19 protein-coding genes and 4 pseudogenes are annotated in these 19,940 nt (G+C 51.7%); 7 read left to right on the forward strand and 16 right to left on the reverse strand.

From position 1 onward, the window contains the following. Positions 1-20: 20 nt before the first annotated feature. From HV229_RS10550 to HV229_RS10585, 7 genes and pseudogenes are all read right to left on the reverse strand, one after another. Positions 21-1,001 (reverse strand): IS5-like element ISKpn26 family transposase, encoded by a 981-nt coding sequence (locus tag HV229_RS10550; RefSeq protein WP_000019445.1) that lies wholly within the window; start codon positions 999-1,001, stop codon positions 21-23. Positions 1,002-1,160: 159 nt separating this feature from the next. Then, positions 1,161-1,802 (reverse strand): hypothetical protein, encoded by a 642-nt coding sequence (locus HV229_RS10555; protein ID WP_249417795.1) that lies wholly within the window; start codon positions 1,800-1,802, stop codon positions 1,161-1,163. Continuing rightward, the gene (locus HV229_RS10560; RefSeq protein ID WP_016239903.1) at positions 1,778-3,313 is read right to left on the reverse strand and encodes an IS66 family transposase; all 1,536 of its coding nucleotides are present in this window, start codon (positions 3,311-3,313) and stop codon (positions 1,778-1,780) included. Before HV229_RS10560 ends, HV229_RS10555 begins: the two co-directional genes overlap by 25 nt. Positions 3,314-3,362: 49 nt before the next feature. Beyond that, on the reverse strand, positions 3,363-3,710 hold the full coding sequence (tnpB, locus tag HV229_RS10565; protein WP_000609174.1) for an IS66 family insertion sequence element accessory protein TnpB: 348 nt from the start codon (positions 3,708-3,710) through the stop codon (positions 3,363-3,365). A 468-nt stretch (positions 3,711-4,178) separates the two neighbouring features. Next, a pseudogene (locus tag HV229_RS10575) lies at positions 4,179-5,129 on the reverse strand (recombinase family protein); the annotation flags it as partial. 64 nt (positions 5,130-5,193) lie between these two features. Next, positions 5,194-5,676 (reverse strand): annotated as a pseudogene (locus HV229_RS10580) (DUF72 domain-containing protein); the annotation flags it as partial. Then, on the reverse strand, positions 5,673-6,239 hold the full coding sequence (locus tag HV229_RS10585) for a hydrolase (RefSeq protein WP_016156803.1): 567 nt from the start codon (positions 6,237-6,239) through the stop codon (positions 5,673-5,675). The pseudogene HV229_RS10580 and the gene HV229_RS10585, both read right to left, overlap by 4 nt. 264 nt (positions 6,240-6,503) lie before the next feature. Here HV229_RS10585 and aspS point away from each other — a divergent pair, with 264 nt between their 5' ends. The 6 genes from aspS (at position 6,504) to ruvB (ending at position 11,760) form a co-directional block, all read left to right on the forward strand. Then, on the forward strand, positions 6,504-8,276 hold the full coding sequence (gene aspS, locus HV229_RS10590; RefSeq protein WP_016153415.1) for an aspartate--tRNA ligase: 1,773 nt from the start codon (positions 6,504-6,506) through the stop codon (positions 8,274-8,276). A gap of 1 nt (position 8,277) precedes the next feature. Beyond that, a complete protein-coding gene (gene nudB / locus HV229_RS10595; protein ID WP_181547521.1) occupies positions 8,278-8,721 on the forward strand; it encodes a dihydroneopterin triphosphate diphosphatase in 444 nt (147 codons plus the stop codon). Between the two features lie 28 nt (positions 8,722-8,749). Continuing rightward, on the forward strand, positions 8,750-9,493 hold the full coding sequence (locus HV229_RS10600; RefSeq protein ID WP_016153413.1) for a YebC/PmpR family DNA-binding transcriptional regulator: 744 nt from the start codon (positions 8,750-8,752) through the stop codon (positions 9,491-9,493). Positions 9,494-9,527: 34 nt separating this feature from the next. After that, complete coding sequence (gene ruvC / locus HV229_RS10605) at positions 9,528-10,049, forward strand: crossover junction endodeoxyribonuclease RuvC (protein WP_003034867.1); 522 nt, start codon at positions 9,528-9,530, stop codon at positions 10,047-10,049. A gap of 80 nt (positions 10,050-10,129) precedes the next feature. Further along, entirely contained in the window at positions 10,130-10,741 is a 612-nt protein-coding gene (gene ruvA, locus HV229_RS10610) for a Holliday junction branch migration protein RuvA (protein ID WP_016153412.1), read from the forward strand. An 8-nt stretch (positions 10,742-10,749) separates the two neighbouring features. Then, positions 10,750-11,760: a Holliday junction branch migration DNA helicase RuvB gene (gene ruvB, locus HV229_RS10615; protein ID WP_016153411.1), complete on the forward strand. Its 1,011-nt coding sequence runs from the start codon at positions 10,750-10,752 to the stop codon at positions 11,758-11,760. A gap of 74 nt (positions 11,761-11,834) precedes the next feature. Here ruvB and purB read toward each other — a convergent pair whose 3' ends face one another. The 6 genes and pseudogenes from purB to HV229_RS10645 all read right to left on the reverse strand — a co-directional run. Continuing rightward, a complete protein-coding gene (purB, locus tag HV229_RS10620) occupies positions 11,835-13,205 on the reverse strand; it encodes an adenylosuccinate lyase (RefSeq protein ID WP_016153410.1) in 1,371 nt (456 codons plus the stop codon). Positions 13,206-13,208: 3 nt separating this feature from the next. Continuing rightward, the gene (gene hflD / locus HV229_RS10625; RefSeq protein ID WP_016153409.1) at positions 13,209-13,850 is read right to left on the reverse strand and encodes a high frequency lysogenization protein HflD; all 642 of its coding nucleotides are present in this window, start codon (positions 13,848-13,850) and stop codon (positions 13,209-13,211) included. Between the two features lie 34 nt (positions 13,851-13,884). Beyond that, positions 13,885-14,991 carry a tRNA 2-thiouridine(34) synthase MnmA gene (gene mnmA, locus HV229_RS10630; protein ID WP_003832402.1) on the reverse strand — a complete coding sequence of 369 codons (1,107 nt, stop codon included), beginning with the start codon at positions 14,989-14,991 and terminating at the stop codon, positions 13,885-13,887. Positions 14,992-15,044: 53 nt separating this feature from the next. Next, complete coding sequence (locus tag HV229_RS10635; RefSeq protein ID WP_016153407.1) at positions 15,045-15,506, reverse strand: NUDIX hydrolase; 462 nt, start codon at positions 15,504-15,506, stop codon at positions 15,045-15,047. Between the two features lie 13 nt (positions 15,507-15,519). After that, positions 15,520-16,170: a 23S rRNA pseudouridine(2457) synthase RluE gene (gene rluE, locus HV229_RS10640; protein WP_181547523.1), complete on the reverse strand. Its 651-nt coding sequence runs from the start codon at positions 16,168-16,170 to the stop codon at positions 15,520-15,522. Positions 16,171-16,426: 256 nt separating this feature from the next. Continuing rightward, a pseudogene (locus tag HV229_RS10645) lies at positions 16,427-16,726 on the reverse strand (integrase core domain-containing protein); the annotation flags it as partial. Positions 16,727-16,808: 82 nt separating this feature from the next. Here HV229_RS10645 and HV229_RS10650 point away from each other — a divergent pair. Further along, positions 16,809-18,053 carry an IS110 family transposase gene (locus tag HV229_RS10650; RefSeq protein ID WP_181547525.1) on the forward strand — a complete coding sequence of 415 codons (1,245 nt, stop codon included), beginning with the start codon at positions 16,809-16,811 and terminating at the stop codon, positions 18,051-18,053. 226 nt (positions 18,054-18,279) lie between these two features. On the opposite strand, the pseudogene HV229_RS10655 reads toward HV229_RS10650, so the two are convergent. The 3 genes and pseudogenes from HV229_RS10655 to HV229_RS10665 form a co-directional block, all read right to left on the reverse strand. Next, a pseudogene (locus HV229_RS10655) lies at positions 18,280-18,573 on the reverse strand (DDE-type integrase/transposase/recombinase); the annotation flags it as partial. Positions 18,574-18,879: 306 nt separating this feature from the next. Continuing rightward, positions 18,880-19,233, reverse strand: a complete 354-nt coding sequence (locus HV229_RS10660) for a hypothetical protein (protein ID WP_181547527.1) — start codon at positions 19,231-19,233, stop codon at positions 18,880-18,882. A gap of 1 nt (position 19,234) precedes the next feature. Then, positions 19,235-19,597: a hypothetical protein gene (locus HV229_RS10665; RefSeq protein ID WP_181547529.1), complete on the reverse strand. Its 363-nt coding sequence runs from the start codon at positions 19,595-19,597 to the stop codon at positions 19,235-19,237. Positions 19,598-19,940 lie beyond the last annotated feature (343 nt).

The following is a 19,940-nucleotide window of genomic DNA, read 5'->3' on the forward strand; positions in this document are numbered from 1 at the left end:
TCTGGCGTTATTTCCGGTTTTTACTGAGATCTCTCCCACTGACGTATCATTTGGTCCACCCGAAACAGGTTGGCCAGGGTGAATAACATCGCCAGTTGGTTATCGTTTTTCAGCAGCCCCTTGTATCTGGCTTTCACGAAGCCGAACTGCCGCTTGATGATGCGAAACGGGTGCTCCACCCTGGCACGGATGCTGGCTTTCATGTATTCGATGTTGATGGCCGTTTTGTTCTTGCGCGGATGCTGCTTCAAGGTTTTTACCTTGCCGGGACGCTCGGCGATCAGCCAGTCCACATCCACCTCGGCCAGCTCCTCGCGCTGTGGCGCTCCTTGGTAGCCGGCATCGGCTGAGACAAATTGCTCCTCTCCATGAAGCAGATTACCCAGCTGATTGAGGTCATGCTCGTTGGCCGCGGTGGTGACCAGGCTGTGGGTCAGGCCACTCTTGGCATCGACACCAATGTGGGCCTTCATGCCAAAGTGCCACTGATTGCCTTTCTTGGTCTGATGCATCTCCGGATCGCGTTGCTGCTCTTTGTTCTTGGTCGAGCTGGGTGCCTCAATGATGGTGGCATCCACCAAAGTGCCTTGGGTCATCATGACGCCTGCTTCGGCCAGCCAGCGATTGATGGTCTTGAACAATTGACGGGCCAGTTGATGCTGCTCGAGCAGGTGGCGGAAATTCATGATGGTGGTGCGATCCGGCAGGGCGCTATCCAGGGATAATCGGGCAAACAGGCGCATGGAGGCGATTTCGTACAGGGCATCTTCCATGGCACCGTCGCTCAGGTTGTACCAATGCTGCATGCAGTGAATACGCAGCATGGTCTCCAGCGGATAGGGCCGTCGGCCATTGCCCGCCTTGGGATAAAACGGCTCGATGACAGCGGTCATATTCTGCCATGGCAGAATCTGCTCCATGCGGGAGAGGAAAATCTCTTTTCGGGTCTGACGGCGCTTAGTGCTGAATTCACTATCGGCGAAGGTGAGTTGATGGCTCATGATGTCCCTCTGGGATGCGCTCCGGATGAATATGATGATCTCATATCAGGAACTTGTTCGCACCTTCCCTAAAGAAGAAACAACCAGCATTCAAAAGGCTAATAATGAAGCTGGTCGAGTCCTCAAAAAGTATTCTATAAATCCTAACAAGACTTACCGTTAAAGTGAAAACTCATCGATATCTAATAACCCCTTAGAAGCAATCTCAGTAAGCGACTGTATAGCCTCTGTAACAGCTTCTGAGGGGTTTTCTGTTATGGGTAGGTCAATTACCTTACCGTTGTGAAAGACAACCTTGCAACGCTTATTAGTAGTGTCTAAGACAGCTTCTTTAACAACACCACGAATAATCAATTGCGCTTCAATCCTTCCTGCCTTTGTACTCAAATCACAATCAGACAAAGAACCAGTATCAATAGATTTGATTCGCTGATTCTCTTTTTCAATGTCAGATTCAATTAGTGACAGGTCGCTTTTAAGCTGTTTAAGCTTGGAAGTGATAGCCGTCATATCATCAATTATAAGCGACAACTCCACCAGCTTTTCGATATTCTTAAGAATCCCTTCGCGCTGTAATTTTAAGGTGTCAATAACATTTATTTGTTCTGGTTCAAAACGGTCTATACGAGAGAGTAGAGTAAGTAATGTTCCGTCTGTCTGTTTTCTTGATAATCCCTTGGCATTACAACGGTTTTCTTGCTTACAGGGACAACGGTAAATACCATGACGTTTTTCGTAAGCGTGCAGTGAGAACCGTATTGACGAAGTGAAGCTGGTCAGGCAGGCAGAGTAACCCGCCACGGGAGCAGAGCACCCACCCGGTTCACAGGCCAGTCGGCGATGACATCAAGTACATAATGCAGATAGCGTTCCGGATCCACGCCGTTTAATTTGCACGTCCCGATAAGACTGTACAGTGACGCACCGCGCTCACCACCATGATCCGAGCCGAAGAACAGCCAGTTTTTTCTCCCCAGACTGACCCGTCGTAGGGCGTTTTCGGCAATGTTATTATCCACCTCCACCCAGCCATCTTCTGCATAGCGGATCAGCGCCGGCCACTGGTTCAGCGCATACCCGAACGCCTTCGCCAGTTCTGAGTGCCTTGAGAGGGTTTTCTGTTTCTCCCGCAGCCACCCCTCCAGTGACGCCAGCAGCGGCAGCACTTTTTGGTGCCGGACTGCCTGCCGTTCCTCTGCTCTTTTACCTCTGAGCTCCGACTCGATGGCATACAGCTCGCCGATCCGTTTCAGCGCCTCCTCCGTCAGGGCTGACGGGGTACGGACGTGAACATCGTGGATTTTTCGGCGGGCATGGGCCCAGCACGCGGCTTCCTTTATATGGCCGTCGCGGTAGAGCTCGTTGAACCCGGCGTAGGCATCAGCCTGCAGTACGCCACTGAAGCCTGCAAGATGGGTCTGAGGGTGGATACCTTTTCTGTCCGGGCTGTAAGCGAACCACACTGCGGGGGCCAGCGCTGATCCGGCGTTGCGGTCGTCTCGAACGTACGTCCATAAGCGCCCGGTCTTCGTCTTCTTATTGCCCGGCAACAGCACCGGGACAGGCGTATCGTCAGCATGGAGTTTGCCGTCGGTCAGGACATAGTGCTGAAGGGCTTCATCCAGCGGTGCCAGCAGACGACAACACGCATCCACCCAGCCCGACAGTACAGAACGACTCAACACTACACCCTGGCGGGCATAGATCTCCGACTGGCGATACAGCGGTGTGTGCTCTGCATACTTTGAGGTCAGCACTCGGGCCAGCAGCCCCGGTCCGGCGATCCCCCGTTCGATGGGGCGCGAAGGAGCCGGGGCCTGAACGATGCGATCGCACCGACGGCAGGCATGCTTTTCACGGACTGTCCGGATAACCCGGAAGGCGCTGCGCATCAGCTCCAGCTGTTCGGCGGCATCCTCACCCAGGTAACTCAGCGAACCACCGCACTCCGGGCAACACGGCTCAGTCGGCAGCAGCCGCTTCTCATCCCGTGGGAGTGACTCAGGGAACGGTTTGCGGGTGCGGGTCTGACGCAGCGGGCGCTGCACTGCCGGGTCATCCACCCGGCCGGTCAGCGTATCGCTTTCCTGCTGCAGCAGGTTCAGGTCAGCTTCCATTTGCGCGATACGGCGGGATACCTTTTCGGAACGACTGCCGAAGTTCATCCGGCGCAGCTTATCCAGTTGCGCCTGCAGATGGTCTATTTCGCGTTCCCGGTTGCTCAGCTTTTCCTGCAGGGCGTGGATCAACGCTTCCTGTTCGGCCAGGCGCTGTTTCAGCAGAAGGATGTCGTCAGAAGAGGTGTCGTTCATAAGCCTGTATTTTACCAGGCTTATTCTGCGACAACCAGGATAAAGAGCGCTACAACATGGTCAGGGATGTCAGTAACCGCTTTGGCTGTCGCCAGTCGATACCTTCCATCAGCATCGCCAGTTGCGCCGGCGTCAGGAACACTTTGCCATCGCGGGCTGAGGGCCAGGCGAAGCGACCACGTTCCAGTCGCTTTGTCAGCAGGCACAGACCATCGCCGGTGGACCAGAGCAGTTTTACCTGACTGCCGCTGCGTCCCCGGAAGATGAAGACGTGGCCGGACATCGGGTCATCTTTCAGCGCGGTCTGCACCTTTGCGGCGAGGCCATTGAAGCCGTTGCGCATATCGGTGATACCGGCAACCAGCCAGATTTTTGTGCCTGCGGGAAGATTTATCATACCGGCCCCCGCATCAGTTCGCGCAGGACAGTGCTCATGAGTTCAGCAGAGGGATGAGTCAGTGTTATTTCTCCTCCCCGACATTTTATGTGGCAGGTAGCGGGAGGAGAGCAGGATGGTAGTTCGAAGGTTGGGAGAGAAGAGCCCGCCTGAAGCTGCACGGGTATCAGGGCAGGAAGCGACGATGAGTTTTTTCGGGGCCGACAGACCCGCCCTTCACGCTGCCAGAGCCTTATCCATTTAAAGAGCAGGTTATCATTGACGTCATGTTTCCGGGCCAGTGCGGCAATACTGCCTTCTTCTTCAAGAGCCAGCCTGACCAGTTCCATTTTGAATTCAGGGGAATAGTGTTTCCGGGGAAGTCTTTCTTTAGCGCGCATGAGGTGTCCACCTGCAAAATAAGTGGGTGCTTAAGTTACAGGATCCTGGATTCGGGACCAGACGGTACTCAGACGACGCTTACCGTTTTTCAGTAAATCCATTAATAATCAAAGTATGACCACATTCAGAACAACGGATAACACCTTTGAAGAGGTTCACAGCCATAGGGTTTTCAGAGACAGGCTTCCTTCCATATCGACTATAAGATAATTGCTGAACCCTATAGAAATCAGTCTCAGGAATAATAGAAGGGTAATAACCTGCAATCTCTTCACAGCCTTTAGGGGTGAAGTAACCAATTACAGAACGATTCTTCAAAAGGTCTTGTACAGAAGTTTGACCAAATGAACCCGCTTTATATTGGTTTAGTGTTTGGTGACCTTCAGCATTAAGAGTCCTGACAATATCCCAGATAGACTTACCCTCTAGCCGTAGCTGAAAGCATCTCTTTACTGTCTCTACCTTCTCAGGGATTACAGAGAAGCTTTTACGGTCATCATTAAGCTTGAGCCATGCAGGACAACGCTTAGAAATCTTGATACCAGCTTTAGCCTCTTCCTTCTTTGCATCCCATGCAGCTTGGATACGTTCAGATTTACGTAATGATTCCTCATGTGCTCTTTGCATTATCAGAATGCTTTTAATCAAGGCTAACGGGTCTTTAAGAGATTCCTTTGTGTAATGTTCGCCATCGGACAAGGTGACTACATCTACACCAGAGCGGAGAATGTTTCGTAATAGCTCACTTGCTTGGTCTACATCTTGACGTGACAGACGGTCAAGGGATTCTATCAAGAGCGTATCACCAGCTTTAACAAGCCCTTTCTCGATAGCGGTTAAGAAGTCACCTAAGCCACCTTGTAAGTGTTTGCCAGTGAACCCGCTAACGCCTAAATCACGAAAAGTAAGGGATTCATCTAGATAGTACTCAGGGTGAGCCTTAAGCCAATCCGTGACCATCTTAGACTGTCTGCGGAGTGAGTCGCCTTTAGCTTGCTTCTCTGATGAGAAACGAATGTATGAAATGACACGTTTCATTGTTTACCACCTCAAAACTGATACTTAGATTGTATCGCTTTAGGTGGTGTATTTAAACGTGTCTATCTAGAATCACCCGATTTACCCCGCGCTCATGTAGGCCACGATTGAATAGCTGCTCTGTTTCGCCTTTGGCAAAAAAGTCCGGATGGCGAACTTCCACACCGTAGGTAAAGGATTTGGGGAGCGCATCAAGAAACTGCCACAAGGCAGGCAGGTCGTGCGGGCCAAAAGTCGCGGGTAATTGCAGCCAGTATTGCCCAATGCGTGATTCAAGTGGCGACATGCGCGTGAAAAACTCTTGTACCTGGTCATCGCAATTACGCAGCGCGGCCTGATGCGAAATAGTGGCCGGAAACTTAAAACAAAATCGAAACGCATCGGTAGTCTGCGCATGCCAGCGGGCCACAATGTCGGCTTTTGGCAGCGCGTACAGCGTGGTATTGCCCTCCACACAGTTAAAGTGGCGGGCATACTCTTCAAGGCTGGTGATCCCCAGACGCACCCATTTGGGATGCGCCCACTGGGGTAAACCGATATAAATCATAGCGCTTGCAGGATCTCATCCACGCTGCGTACGCGTGCGATACGCGGGAAAATATGCGTCATGCTGCCCTGATGTTGCTCAGCGCTGGCGGCACTACAGGCGTTTTCTGCAACGATCAGATTAAAACCCAGCTCCCACGCATTTCGCGCCGTTGACTCCACGCCAATATTTGTGGAGATGCCGCACAGGACGATGGTCTCGATGCCCCGACGACGCAGTTGTAATTCCAGATCGGTGCCGTAGAAAGCTCCCCACTGGCGTTTGGTCACTTCGAGGTCGCTGGCGCATTTACCCAGAGCGCTCGGGTAATTCCACCAGTTTTCGGGTAACGCTTTGGCCGGAGCGTGAGCATCAACTGGCTGTTTCAGCGCTTCGGCATAATCGTCAGACCAGCCGACGCGCACCATTACCACCGGGGAACCGTGGGCACGGAATTTTTCCGCCAACTGCGCGGCGCGGGCAACCACGTCGTTTGCCGAGTATGGGCCGCCAGCGAAAGGCAGGATACCTTCCTGTAGATCAATAACAACAAGAGCGGTTGTTTTTGCGTTCAGTTCCAGCATGATCACTCCAGTAAAAAAAGAATTCCGTTACACCTTAATCGCGAATCAGTGTGAAAGGGACGACAATTTTTGTTATTTTTTGTGAGATTACGCAATGCCCGTCCAGGAAACAGGCGTACAGTCAGTACCGGACTTATCGTGCGGCAGAATTTCCAGTATAATAGCCGCCTTTTTTCATTCAGTTGTGACATTCAGCTAAAGCTGCGACTTCGTCACCTGCGAGACAGGTGACAATCCGCCTGCGGCAAAGTTAAGGGATATCTCATGCGTACAGAATATTGCGGACAGCTACGTCTGTCCCACGAGGGGCAGCAGGTGACTCTGTGTGGTTGGGTCAACCGTCGTCGTGATCTTGGTAGCCTGATCTTTATCGATATGCGCGACCGCGAAGGTATCGTGCAGGTATTTTTCGATCCGGACCGTGCGGATGCGTTAAAGCTGGCCTCCGAACTGCGTAATGAGTTCTGTATCCAGGTTACGGGCACCGTGCGTGCGCGTGACGCGAAAAACGTCAACGCCGATATGGCGACTGGCGAAATTGAAGTACTGGCCTCCGATCTGACCATCATCAACCGTTCAGACTCGCTGCCGCTGGACTCTAACCACGTAAACACCGAAGAAGCGCGACTGAAGTATCGCTACCTGGATCTGCGTCGCCCTGAAATGGCGCAGCGCCTGAAAACGCGTGCCAAAATTACCAGCCTGGTGCGTCGTTTTATGGACGATCACGGCTTCCTCGACATCGAAACTCCGATGCTGACCAAAGCTACGCCGGAAGGCGCGCGCGATTACCTGGTTCCTTCTCGTGTTCATAAAGGTAAGTTCTACGCGCTGCCGCAGTCTCCTCAGCTGTTTAAACAGCTGCTGATGATGTCCGGTTTTGACCGCTACTATCAGATCGTAAAATGCTTCCGTGATGAAGACTTACGTGCTGACCGTCAGCCTGAATTTACTCAGATCGACGTTGAGACTTCCTTCATGACCGCGCCGCAGGTGCGTGAAGTGATGGAAGCGCTGGTGCGTAACCTGTGGCTGGAAGTCAAAGGTGTGGATCTGGGTGACTTCCCGATCATGACCTTTGCCGAAGCCGAGCGTCGTTACGGTTCTGATAAACCAGACCTGCGTAACCCGATGGAACTGGTTGACGTTGCCGATCTGGTGAAAGGCGTTGAGTTCGCCGTGTTCTCTGGTCCGGCGAACGATGCGAAAGGCCGCGTAGCTGCCCTGCGTGTACCGGGCGGTGCGAGCTTAAGCCGTAAGCAGATCGACGATTACGGTAACTTTATTAAGATTTACGGCGCGAAAGGTCTGGCTTACATCAAAGTCACCGAGCGTGCGAAAGGCCTGGAAGGCATCACCAGCCCGGTTGCTAAGTTCCTGAACGCAGAAATCGTAGACGCGATTCTGGAGCGTACTGGTGCGCAAGACGGCGACATGATTTTCTTCGGTGCCGACAACAAGAAAGTGGTGGCCGACGCGATGGGCGCGCTGCGTCTGAAACTGGGCAAAGACCTGAACATTACCGACGAAGCCAAATGGGCGCCGCTGTGGGTTATCGACTTCCCGATGTTTGAAGACGATGGTGAAGGCGGGCTGACCGCGATGCACCACCCGTTCACCGCGCCAAAAGACATGACTGCCGCTGAGCTGAAAGCTGCGCCGGAAGACGCGGTTGCCAACGCGTACGATATGGTCATCAACGGCTATGAAGTGGGCGGTGGTTCCGTGCGTATTCACAACGGTGATATGCAGCAGACCGTATTCGGTATTCTGGGCATTAACGAGCAAGAACAGCGCGAGAAGTTCGGCTTCCTGCTGGATGCGCTAAAATACGGTACACCGCCGCATGCGGGCCTGGCGTTTGGTCTGGATCGTCTGACTATGCTGCTGACCGGTACTGACAACATTCGTGACGTTATTGCCTTCCCGAAAACTACGGCTGCAGCGTGTCTGATGACTGAAGCGCCAAGCTTTGCCAACGAAGCCGCGCTGGCGGAACTGAGCATTCAGGTTGTTAAGAAGGCTGAGAATAACTGATATGAGATACAAACAGCCTGTCTCGGTGTTAGTCGTGATTTATGCAAAGGACACCGGGAGAGTGCTGATGTTACAGCGACGCGACGATCCTGATTTCTGGCAGTCGGTCACCGGCAGCCTTGAAGAGGGTGAAACCGCGTCGCAAGCCGCGATGCGCGAAGTAAAGGAAGAGGTCTCCATTGATGTTGCGACTGAGCAACTGACCTTAATTGACTGTCAGCGCACGGTGGAATTTGAGATTTTTAGCCATTTACGTCATCGCTATGCGCCGGGAATTGAGCGTAATACTGAATCCTGGTTTTGCCTGGCACTTCCCTCTGAACGAGAGATCGTGTTCACCGAACATCTGACCTACCGTTGGGTTAATGCGCACGAAGCCGCGCAGTTAACCAAGTCGTGGAGTAACCGGCAGGCGATTGAAGAGTTTGTAATTAACGTCGCCTGAAAAGGCGCGCTTTTTGGAGAGATTATTTATGGCAGGTCATAGTAAATGGGCCAACACCAGACATCGTAAAGCAGCGCAGGATGCTAAACGCGGTAAAATTTTCACCAAAATCATTCGTGAGCTGGTGACGGCAGCCAAACTGGGCGGCGGCGATCCGGATGCTAACCCACGTCTGCGCGCCGCGGTTGATAAAGCGCTGGCAAATAACATGACCCGTGACACCCTGAACCGTGCAATCGCGCGTGGTGTTGGTGGCGACGATGATGCGAACATGGAAACCATCATCTATGAAGGTTACGGTCCTGGCGGAACAGCCGTTATGATTGAGTGTCTGTCTGACAACCGTAACCGTACCGTTGCGGAAGTGCGTCACGCATTCACTAAAACGGGCGGCAACCTCGGTACCGACGGTTCCGTAGCTTACCTGTTCAGCAAAAAAGGCGTGATCTCTTTTGAACAAGGCGACGAAGACGCCATTATGGAAGCGGCACTGGAAGCGGGCGCTGAAGACGTTGTGACCTTCGACGACGGCGCGATTGACGTTTACACCGCGTGGGAAGAGATGGGCAAAGTGCGTGATGCGCTGGAAGCGGCTGGTCTGAAAGCGGACGCGGCTGAAGTGTCTATGATCCCCTCCACCAAAGCGGATATGGATGCAGAAACGGCACCGAAGCTGATGCGTCTGATCGATATGCTGGAAGACTGCGACGACGTGCAGGAAGTTTACCACAACGGCGAAATCTCCGATGAGGTTGCTGCAACGCTCGAATGATGTGGTTAAGCCATAAACTAACAGGAGATGCGTGATGTCTATCATTCTCGGCATTGACCCGGGGTCGCGCATCACCGGTTATGGCGTAATCCGTCAGGTCGGCAGACAGCTGACCTACCTCGGTAGCGGCTGCATTCGCACCAAAGTCGACGATCTTCCATCACGTCTGAAGTTGATTTATGCAGGCGTGACGGAAATCATCACCCAGTTCCAGCCCGACTATTTTGCCATTGAGCAGGTCTTTATGGCGAAGAATGCCGACTCGGCGCTAAAGCTGGGGCAGGCGCGCGGCGTGGCGATCGTTGCGGCTACCAATCAGGATCTTCCGGTCTTTGAATACGCGGCCCGCCAGGTAAAACAGACCGTGGTGGGTATCGGCAGCGCGGAAAAAAGCCAGGTTCAGCATATGGTGCGCACGCTGCTAAAACTCCCGGCAAATCCGCAGGCGGATGCCGCGGATGCGCTGGCGATTGCTATTACCCATTGCCACGTCAGCCAGAACGCCATGCAAATGAGCGAGTCGCGACTGAATCTGGCGCGAGGTCGGTTACGTTAGTGACAAATGAGGCTGGATATCTATCCAGCCTTTTTTTATGATAGCGCATTACCTTTTAGCCCTTAACGCAGGAGCGTCACGTGATAGGCAGACTCAGAGGCATCATTCTTGAAAAACAACCCCCGCTGGTCCTTCTGGAAACCGGCGGAGTAGGCTATGAAGTCCATATGCCGATGACCTGTTTCTACGAGTTGCCGGAAGCCGGGCAGGAAGCGATTATCTTCACCCATTTTGTGGTGCGTGAAGACGCTCAACTGCTATATGGTTTTAACAACAAACAAGAACGCACGCTGTTTAAAGAGTTAATCAAAACCAATGGCGTCGGGCCGAAGCTGGCGCTGGCGATCCTCTCCGGTATGTCTGCACAGCAGTTCGTTAATGCCGTTGAGCGCGAAGAGCTTGGCGCGCTGGTGAAATTACCGGGCATAGGTAAGAAAACCGCAGAGCGTTTGATTGTGGAAATGAAAGACCGCTTTAAAGGCCTGCATGGCGATCTCTTCACGCCGGCGGCGGATCTGGTCCTGACCTCTCCGGCCAGTCCTGCAACGGATGACGCCGAGCAGGAAGCGGTTGCTGCGCTGGTGGCGTTAGGCTATAAACCACAGGAAGCCAGCCGCATGGTGAGCAAAATTGCTCGCCCTGATGCCAGCAGTGAAACCCTGATTCGTGAAGCGCTTCGCGCGGCATTGTGAGGTAAAGGATGATTGAAGCAGATCGCCTGATTTCGGCTGTCAGCACGACCCCTGAAGATTTGGTGGATCGCGCGATCCGCCCCAAATTGCTGGAAGAGTATATTGGCCAGCCTCAGGTGCGTTCGCAAATGGAGATTTTTATCCAGGCGGCGAAGCTGCGCGGTGAAGCCCTCGATCACCTGCTGATTTTCGGTCCTCCAGGTCTCGGTAAAACCACGCTTGCCAATATTGTTGCCAATGAAATGGGCGTTAATTTGCGCACCACTTCCGGTCCGGTACTGGAAAAAGCGGGCGATCTGGCGGCAATGCTCACCAACCTTGAACCGCACGATGTGCTGTTTATCGATGAAATCCATCGCCTGTCACCGGTGGTGGAAGAGGTGCTGTATCCGGCGATGGAAGATTATCAGCTGGATATCATGATTGGCGAAGGACCAGCCGCACGTTCGATTAAGATCGATCTGCCGCCGTTTACCCTGATCGGGGCGACGACGCGCGCCGGTTCGTTAACGTCTCCGCTGCGTGACCGCTTCGGTATTGTACAGCGCCTGGAATTCTATCAGGTGGCAGACCTGCAGCACATTGTTGGACGCAGCGCCCGCTTTATGGGACTGGAAATGAGCGATGAAGGCGCATTGGAAGTGGCACGCCGCGCCCGTGGTACGCCGCGTATCGCCAACCGTTTATTACGCCGGGTACGTGACTTCTCCGAAGTGAAGCATGACGGCACAATTTCAGCAGATATTGCCGCTCAGGCACTGGATATGCTCAATGTGGATGCGGAAGGATTCGATTATATGGACCGTAAGCTGCTGCTGGCGGTTATCGATAAATTCTTCGGCGGACCGGTAGGACTGGATAACCTGGCGGCGGCGATTGGGGAAGAGCGTGAAACCATTGAGGACGTGCTGGAGCCGTATCTGATTCAGCAAGGTTTTCTGCAGCGAACTCCGCGCGGACGTATGGCAACGGTGCGGGCGTGGAACCACTTTGGCATTACACCGCCGGAAATGCCATAAGACTCAATAATCCCTAATGGCGCTACGCCTGGCAGGCCTACGATATGATGCAGGCCTGACAGGCGTAAAACAGATTACTTCAGTTCATCAACCATGGTGACGGCGCGACCAATGTAATTGGCCGGCGTCATTGCTTTCAGGCGCGTTTTCTCGTCTTCAGGCAGCGCCAGACCGTCGATAAACTGCTTCATACCTTCGGCGTCAACGCGTTTGCCGCGGGTCAGTTCCTTCAGCTTCTCGTATGGTTTTTCAATGCCATAGCGACGCATCACGGTCTGGATCGGCTCTGCCAGCACTTCCCAGTTATGATCCAGTTCATCCAGCAGATGATCGCGGTTCACTTCCAGTTTGCTCACACCTTTCAGCGTGGACTGATAAGCGATCAGTGCATAGCCAATCCCCACGCCCAGGTTACGCAGAACGGTAGAGTCCGTCAGATCGCGCTGCCAGCGGGAGACCGGCAGTTTGCTCGCCAGATGCTGCAGAACCGCGTTAGACAGGCCCAGGTTACCCTCGGAGTTTTCGAAATCGATTGGGTTCACCTTGTGCGGCATGGTGGAGGAGCCAATTTCACCCGCGATAGTTTTCTGTTTGAAATGGTTCAGCGCCACGTAACCCCAGACATCGCGGTCGAAGTCGATCAGGATAGTGTTGAAACGGGCGATGCAATCAAACAGCTCGGCAATGTAGTCGTGCGGCTCAATCTGCGTGGTGTACGGGTTCCACTGGATGCCCAGCGAGGTGACAAATTCTTCGCTGAACTGATGCCAGTCCACTTCCGGATAAGCGGCGATGTGGGCGTTATAGTTACCGACTGCACCGTTGATTTTGCCGAGAATTTCGACCTGATTGAGCTGGCGGTACTGACGCTCCATACGGTAAGCCACGTTTGCCATTTCTTTGCCCAGCGTAGACGGGGTGGCTGGCTGACCGTGGGTACGGGAGAGCAGAGGAATATCGCGATACTGTACGGAAAGATCTTTCACCGCGTCGATAAGCTTGCGCCAGTACGGCAGAACCACTTCGTCACGGGCGGTTTTCAGCATCAGCGCGTGAGACAGGTTGTTGATGTCTTCTGAGGTACACGCGAAGTGGATGAACTCGGAAACAGCGTGCAGTTCCGGGATATCCGCCACTTTCTCTTTCAGGAAATACTCAACTGCCTTCACGTCATGGTTGGTCGTACGCTCAATGGTTTTGATACGCGCAGCATCTTCTTCATTGAAGTTAGCGACAATCGCATCAAGGAAACCGATTGCGTCGGCAGCAAAAGCAGGAACTTCCTTGATCGCTGCGTGCGCGGCCAGTTTTTGCAGCCAGCGTACTTCAACTTGTACACGGAATTTCAGCAAACCGTATTCGCTGAAAATCCCGCGCAGCGCGCTGACTTTATCGCCGTAGCGTCCATCGACAGGGGAAACGGCGGTCAGTGAGGATAATTCCATAGATCACAACTCCGGGGTTAAATGAGCAAGAATTTGTTTAGCCTGAGTCGTCAGGCGATTACGAGAAAACATGAGTTGCAGACGGCCTCCACCAACCTGATGCCAGAGCACGGCAGCGCGAATGCCAGCCAGCAGGGAAGCGCGTACTTTAGCCTGAACCTGTGGGCTCTGAAGGATGGCCGGGGAGCCCGTAACCTGAATACGTGGGCCGAGTGGGCTGATGACGTCAACATAAATGCCTGCCATCGCACTCATCAACGTTTCTGACTGCAAATCAAAATGGTCCAGTTGGCGCTGCAAGCCGTTGATACGGTCTCCCAGCGTGTCCATAGCGCCTTTAGCTGCTGACAGCTTACGCTCCAGCACCATCAGGCTTAACGTGTAGCGGGTGAGTTCCGCGTTCAGCCCCTGACGACTGCTGGCGTTGAGCACGCCGAGCATCGTTTCCAGACCTAAACGCAGGTTGGCCTCGCTACCGCCAAACACGCCCAGCGTAGAGCTGGGATTCATGTCGATGACACTGTTCAGTGAAACGTGCAATGCATCGGCATCACAATGCCCCTGGTGCGCCAGTTCCTGCACCAGGCGTGCCGACTGACAAATGCCTGCCAGAGCGAGGGTGATGTCATAATAATTCTTTGCCACGTTCACTGCTTCCTTGTATTAGATGTGTAAGTAATTATACCGGCAGAGGCAATCGTTGTTCGATAATGCCGCCGCCGAGGCACACTTCGCCATTGTAAAAGACAGCCGACTGACCCGGCGTTACCGCCGCGACTGGCTCGTCGAAAATGACTTCAATACGTTCAGCATCCAGCGCCTTAACGGTGCACGGAATGTCGGTCTGACGATAGCGGGTTTTCACCGTGCAACGCATTGTGCCGGTGAACGGTTCGCGATCGACCCAGTGCAGCTGTTGCGCCACCAGGCCAACGGACATCAGACGCGGGTGTTCATGACCCTGAGCAACAACCAGAATGTTGTTCTCGACGTCTTTATCCACCACGTACCACGGATCTTCCGTGCCTTCTTTCGTCCCGCCAATGCCCAGACCTTTACGCTGACCCAGCGTGTGGTACATCAGCCCCTGATGCTGGCCAATCTCTTCGCCATCAACGGTGATGATTTTGCCAGGCTGAGCCGGCAGGTAACGACCGAGAAACTCGCGGAACTTACGTTCGCCGATGAAGCAGATACCGGTTGAGTCTTTTTTCTTGGCCGTAATCAGACCGAGATCTTCGGCAATTTTACGCACCTGCGGTTTTTCCAGTTCGCCGACCGGGAACAGGCTCTGCGCGATTTGTTCGTGACCGAGCGTGTAGAGGAAATAGCTCTGGTCTTTATTGCCATCAAGTCCACGCAGCAGGCGGCTTTTGCCGTCGACGTCGGCGCGGCGCACGTAGTGACCGGTGGCGATATAATCGGCACCTAAATCTTCGGCGGCAAACTCGAGGAAGGCTTTAAACTTGATTTCTTTATTGCACAGAATATCGGGGTTTGGCGTACGGCCCGCTTTGTACTCTTCAAGGAACAGTTCAAAGACGTTGTCCCAGTATTCTGCAGCAAAGTTGACGGTATGCAGTTCAATGCCGAGTTTGTCACAGACAGCCTGCGCATCTGCAAGATCTGCGGCCGCTGTGCAATATTCCTCGCCATCGTCCTCTTCCCAGTTCTTCATGAACAGGCCTTCTACCTGATAACCCTGTTGTTGCAACAGCCAGGCAGAAACGGAGGAATCGACACCGCCGGACATGCCGACGATCACTTTTTTTGGGCTTTCAGACATAGGAATACTCACGACATTGAACTTCAAGGCGGCATATTCTAGCACGCAGCCCCTTACTTGACACCCTCTGTAAACGGCCAGTTAAATTCGCCGATCATCGCCAGCGGGTAGCGCTGTCCGCTCTGATAGCAACGAATACTCTCCGCAACCAACGGCGAACGCAGATTTGGCGCTGAGAGAACCTCTTCTGCGCTGACCCAGCGACAGCAATCTATATCGCTGTCATGAGGTTCAGTAGCGCACATATTGGCAAGCTCGATAGAAAACAGAAAACGTAAAAAGGGCGTTTTGTCCGGCGCAATCCATTGATGCATCCGGATGAAGTGTTGCGGCTGCGCTTTGATGCCCGTCTCTTCCCACAGTTCGCGAGCGGCGGCTTGCACCAGGGTTTCATCCGCTTCCAGATGTCCTGCAGGTTGATTCCACAGGGCTTTGCCATTGATTGTTTCCTCAACGACTAAGAACTTATCTTCTGCATGCACAATGCAGGCGACCGTGACGTGCGGTTTGAACATACCTGTTCCTTATTCAGTTAGTTGCATCCCGCCATTGACCGTTGGCGAGATTTTCCAGCGTGTAATCTCCCATGGCATAGCGGATGAGGCGCAGCGTCGGGAATCCAACATGCGCTGTCATACGACGAACCTGGCGGTTACGGCCTTCATATAAAGTAACTTTCAGCCAACTGGTGGGGATATTTTTCCGTTCCCGAATTGGCGGGTTTCTCGGCCACAGCCAGGCGGGCTCCTCTACTATTTCAATACCTGCGGGCAGCGTGGGACCATCATTGAGCGTCACCCCGGTACGCAGCGCATCCAGCGCTTCTGCTGTCGGCTCGCCTTCGACCTGGACGTAATAGATTTTCCCCGTGCGCTTGCCGGGTTGGGTTAACCGCGCCTGCAGCGCGCCATCATTGGTCAGCACCAAAAGTCCTTCGCTGTCCCGGTCGAGTCGGCCCGCAGCATAGATTCCCGGCACGGGAATAAAATCTTTTAACGTGCTTCTGCCCGCTTCGTCAGTAAATTGTGGCAAAACATCGTAGGGTTTATTGAACAAAACCACGCGTTTTGGCTGGTTTTCTTTACGCTGTTTGGTGACTTGTCGTGAGCTGAATCGCTCAACCCGGTGATTTCTAAAAGAAGTTTTAGAATCACTGGAGTATTTGCGGGCATTGCTCATAAAATGCCCTCCATAAGGCGATTCAAAAGATTCAAAGCTATGTGTGTTGCTATCGGGTACATGCGTTACTCGTCAAAACTTCAAGGTGCAGGTTCGACCATTCATCGTCAGAAAAGCCTAATTAATAAATGGGTAGAAGACCAGAAAACTCATAACGGCAAAGAGTATGAGGTCAAATTTTACACGGATAAGGGGGGCTGGGTGGACAGGTGAGAACTTACTGGCAGGTGCGTTTGTAAATAGACCCGTTTTAGTTCTATGCATTTTTTGAGATCCCGGCCAAATAATGGTGCTGTTGGTATTCCTCCGGCGTCATATTGTCCAGTGATTCATGCGGGAGTTCACAGTTATATTCTGACAACCATTTTTCCGTGCTTTCCCGCACTTCATTCAGCGTTCTGAACAGATAAAAATCGAGTATTTCTGTACGGTATGTCCGGTTAAAGCGCTCAATGAAAGCGTTCTGTGGCGGCTTACCCGGCTGGATAAACTCCAGTTTTACTGCTTGTTTCTCTGCCCATTCAGCCAGTGCCAGTGAGATAAATTCCGGACCATGATACCTATTGAATGCATCCAGTTCGCGTTTTACCCAGCCATTTTCTACAACTTGTAATGCCTGTCGCAAGTGGAGAAAATCAATGAATACTCTTGTCAGTAACACCAGCCTGTCGGGGACACTGATTGCCCTGGATATCGCTAAAAAACATCATGATGCAAAAATTAGACACCCGGATGGACGAACATCTTACCTGCGTATTGAAAATACACTGGAAGGGTTCAACCGATTGCTTGCGCTCACCGCTTCCCCCCATGATGATATTATCGCGGCCTTTGAACCTACAGCTGATTATCACCGCAACATTGCATGGTGGTTACATAAGCAGGGAGTAAAATGCCATCTTGTTTCATCTGTCAGATGTGCGCGAGCTCGTGAGATGCTGTTTAAGACATGGGATAAAAATGATCGCAAAGATGCCAGTGTCATTATGTATTTGCTCGAACAGGGATTATCTTCACCATTTTATGATCCTCTGGCGAATGGCATTATCGATATACAGGAGATATCAAACACATACCATCAGGTTACTCTGGCTCGAACCCGATGCCTGAACAGCCTGGTTAACCACTATCTGACCCTTTATTTCCCTGAGGCTGAGCAATTTCTGCATATGTCCCGGGCAGAGTGGTTCTGTCAGTTTTTACTTCAATTCCCTACACCGTCTTGTATTACATCATTGAACCGGGATTTGTTTGTAAAACAGTCATGGGATGTTGTTGGCAGGAAACAGTATAAAAAGCAGTTTCTTGAACATCTCTATGATGTTGCTGCGGATTCCATTGCATTACCGTTGTCAGAAGATTCTCTGGCAGTGACCACGTTCAGATTACAACTTCATCGTTATGTCGGGCTTTCGGCACAGCGATTGCAGCTTGAAAAGCAGGCAGAAAATTATTTACAGGAACGGAGTGACTACAGACACTTACGTACGATCCCCGGTATTGGCGCTATCATTGCCCTTATGATAATTGCTGAAAGCGGTGATCTAACACGTTTCGCTCATTACCGGCAGTACCTCAACTTTTGCGGTTTTAATCTTTCCGCCAGCCAGAGCGGGCAAAAGCACAGTGGTTACAGATTGTCGAAACGTGGAAATGCGCGATTAAGATATGCCTTCTGGCTTGCCGCCACCGTAGCCGTAAGAACGAGAGAAAACAGCTTCCGCTACAAATATGAACGTTATATTCGGGAAAATGGAGATAAGCCAGATCAGAAAAGAAAAGCCATGACGGCTGTAGCAACAAAAGTCGCCAGAGTGGCGCATGCAATAGTAAAGCAGGATATTGATTACAAAGGGTATTATGAAATAAGCCATGGGACGTGATTCAACGGGCCGTAAGGCGCATCGCGACCATTAGATAATGCTCAACGCCCATGGTTTCCCAAAATGCTGTGTTAAGTCCTGTCGGGCCATTCGGACCCTTGTATGTCATGGTAAGCATATTTATAAGCCGAAAGGAGATGAGCGATATCGGATACAAAAATGAACCATCGCCTTTGTATTAGATGGCAGGATCCTTGTGCGCAAAAACTGTTGATTCAAACGGTAGTCCGTTATCCATGCGCGGCATGACAGGATAGCCGCGATTTGCGGCTATCCTGTCGAGCACGCGGACCACTCGCAGAGCTGGCAGATTCAGATCGATTTCAATCGACAATGCCTCACGGTTAAAGTCATCAACGACATTGAACGTGCGAAAACGACGGCCACAGATCAGGGCATCATGCATAAAGTCGACAGACCCGATCTGGTTCAGCGCTTCCGGTGTGGCCAGTGGCGAGGGATTACGCACCGGCAACCGCTGTTTGCCCTTACGGCGAAACATAATAAACAAAACCCTGTGCTGGTAGAGATACTGGTGACAGGTTTTTTTCATTTAATCTCTACTGCACCGAATACCTGTGCATTTGAAGATGAATGAAATCAACTCGTCTGCACATTGTTCCGGTCTATCGTACAACTCTGAGTGATATACACCATCCTTACGTGCGGTGAAGTAGTGCATGTGTTCTGGCTTGACAGTCACTGAAACGAGGTTCTTGATTGAATCTTCGCTACAGCGAAATTTGAACTTGTTCCCGCTTCTCTGAACCATATGCAAACCAGTTGAGGTGTTGCCAGTAGTCCTGATAATGCTTACCATTTAGTGTCACTCCACTTCAATACAGGTGCTGATTTTCGTGTTGCCTTGATACGTATCCAGTACACCATCAGTTCTGACGCGTATATCTTCTGCATCTTGACCAGGCGTAGGGTTAATCTCTTCCCAAATATCATCAGTGATTTTCTTTGCGTAGTAAACCTGCGCCCCTGGTCGCTGTAGTGACATTGCACCAGAGTTAGGGTTAACCGCTGTGTAAAGGTCGGGCGCTTGCTGTGGTGTACCAGTGAAAATCCATGTACAGGCATAGTGCTTCCGATATGGGAAAGATATTCCCTGTGCAGCCTGAGCAGTACCAGCAGCAGACAGAAGAACCAGAGATATAAGGGGAAAGCGTTTCATATTACTTGACCTTTTCACATTGATTTACCTTCATCAGTTCGATAGCACCCTTCCTAAGCATTTCATCTACCGTTCCCTGCTGACGGTTTGCGAACATGTTCACTTGACTGTATGCACCTGTAGCTGCAAGGGCGAAATCTTCTGCAAACTTAATCGTAAAGGCATCATCAGAAAGTTCTCTGTACGCTTCTTTTGCAATCCTCAGAGCTACTTTCTCATATGGGGAGGTAGATAGTTCTGCTTTGTCAGCAAAGTATGCACAACGTAGCGCTTCATCTAAACCGTGGGGGAATTGTGATTCAAGTTGATGAGCTGATGCAGAGGTTGCCATCAGAATCAGGGCTATCAGGGGGAAGCGTTTCATGTGAACCTCAGAAAAAACGAAGGCATAAGTTACTCGTTACTCTAAGGCGTATCCATGACTTCTGATAACTTTCCCAATTGCGCAAATAAATGGATAGTTGCTGAATCGAGGAATGTCAAAATTTGACCAAAACATACCCTGTTAGTTAACACTGGCAGGGTTTTTTGTTAAGTAGAATCTGGTATAACTACTTGATGTGAGGTTAGTTTCTTGAAAAGAAAGAAAATACTATGATTCTTCTAAAAGAAGTTTTTTGCATGGTATTTTCAGATTATATCAATTGCCGCATTATAGCCTAAGAACGAGTGTCTTTCATGGCGACGAACATTAGGGTAGTATTGAC

The organism is Citrobacter sp. RHBSTW-00524 (assembly GCF_013747755.1).
Taxonomy (GTDB): Bacteria; Pseudomonadota; Gammaproteobacteria; order Enterobacterales; family Enterobacteriaceae; genus Citrobacter; species Citrobacter braakii.

Excerpts from the sequence above, each read along its gene's own strand:
- ruvB (WP_016153411.1), top strand. The coding sequence starts at position 10,750 with ATGATTGAAGCAGATCGCCTGATTTCGGCTGTCAGCACGACCCCTGAA.
- tnpB (WP_000609174.1), bottom strand. The coding sequence starts at position 3,710 with ATGATAAATCTTCCCGCAGGCACAAAAATCTGGCTGGTTGCCGGTATC.
- HV229_RS10650 (WP_181547525.1), top strand. The coding sequence starts at position 16,809 with ATGAATACTCTTGTCAGTAACACCAGCCTGTCGGGGACACTGATTGCC.
- HV229_RS10660 (WP_181547527.1), bottom strand. The coding sequence starts at position 19,233 with ATGAAACGCTTTCCCCTTATATCTCTGGTTCTTCTGTCTGCTGCTGGT.
- nudB (WP_181547521.1), top strand. The coding sequence starts at position 8,278 with ATGAGATACAAACAGCCTGTCTCGGTGTTAGTCGTGATTTATGCAAAG.
- aspS (WP_016153415.1), top strand. The coding sequence starts at position 6,504 with ATGCGTACAGAATATTGCGGACAGCTACGTCTGTCCCACGAGGGGCAG.
- purB (WP_016153410.1), bottom strand. The coding sequence starts at position 13,205 with ATGGAATTATCCTCACTGACCGCCGTTTCCCCTGTCGATGGACGCTAC.
- HV229_RS10635 (WP_016153407.1), bottom strand. The coding sequence starts at position 15,506 with ATGTTCAAACCGCACGTCACGGTCGCCTGCATTGTGCATGCAGAAGAT.
- HV229_RS10585 (WP_016156803.1), bottom strand. The coding sequence starts at position 6,239 with ATGCTGGAACTGAACGCAAAAACAACCGCTCTTGTTGTTATTGATCTA.
- rluE (WP_181547523.1), bottom strand. The coding sequence starts at position 16,170 with ATGAGCAATGCCCGCAAATACTCCAGTGATTCTAAAACTTCTTTTAGA.
- HV229_RS10665 (WP_181547529.1), bottom strand. The coding sequence starts at position 19,597 with ATGAAACGCTTCCCCCTGATAGCCCTGATTCTGATGGCAACCTCTGCA.
- HV229_RS10550 (WP_000019445.1), bottom strand. The coding sequence starts at position 1,001 with ATGAGCCATCAACTCACCTTCGCCGATAGTGAATTCAGCACTAAGCGC.
- HV229_RS10600 (WP_016153413.1), top strand. The coding sequence starts at position 8,750 with ATGGCAGGTCATAGTAAATGGGCCAACACCAGACATCGTAAAGCAGCG.
- ruvC (WP_003034867.1), top strand. The coding sequence starts at position 9,528 with ATGTCTATCATTCTCGGCATTGACCCGGGGTCGCGCATCACCGGTTAT.
- mnmA (WP_003832402.1), bottom strand. The coding sequence starts at position 14,991 with ATGTCTGAAAGCCCAAAAAAAGTGATCGTCGGCATGTCCGGCGGTGTC.
- HV229_RS10560 (WP_016239903.1), bottom strand. The coding sequence starts at position 3,313 with ATGAACGACACCTCTTCTGACGACATCCTTCTGCTGAAACAGCGCCTG.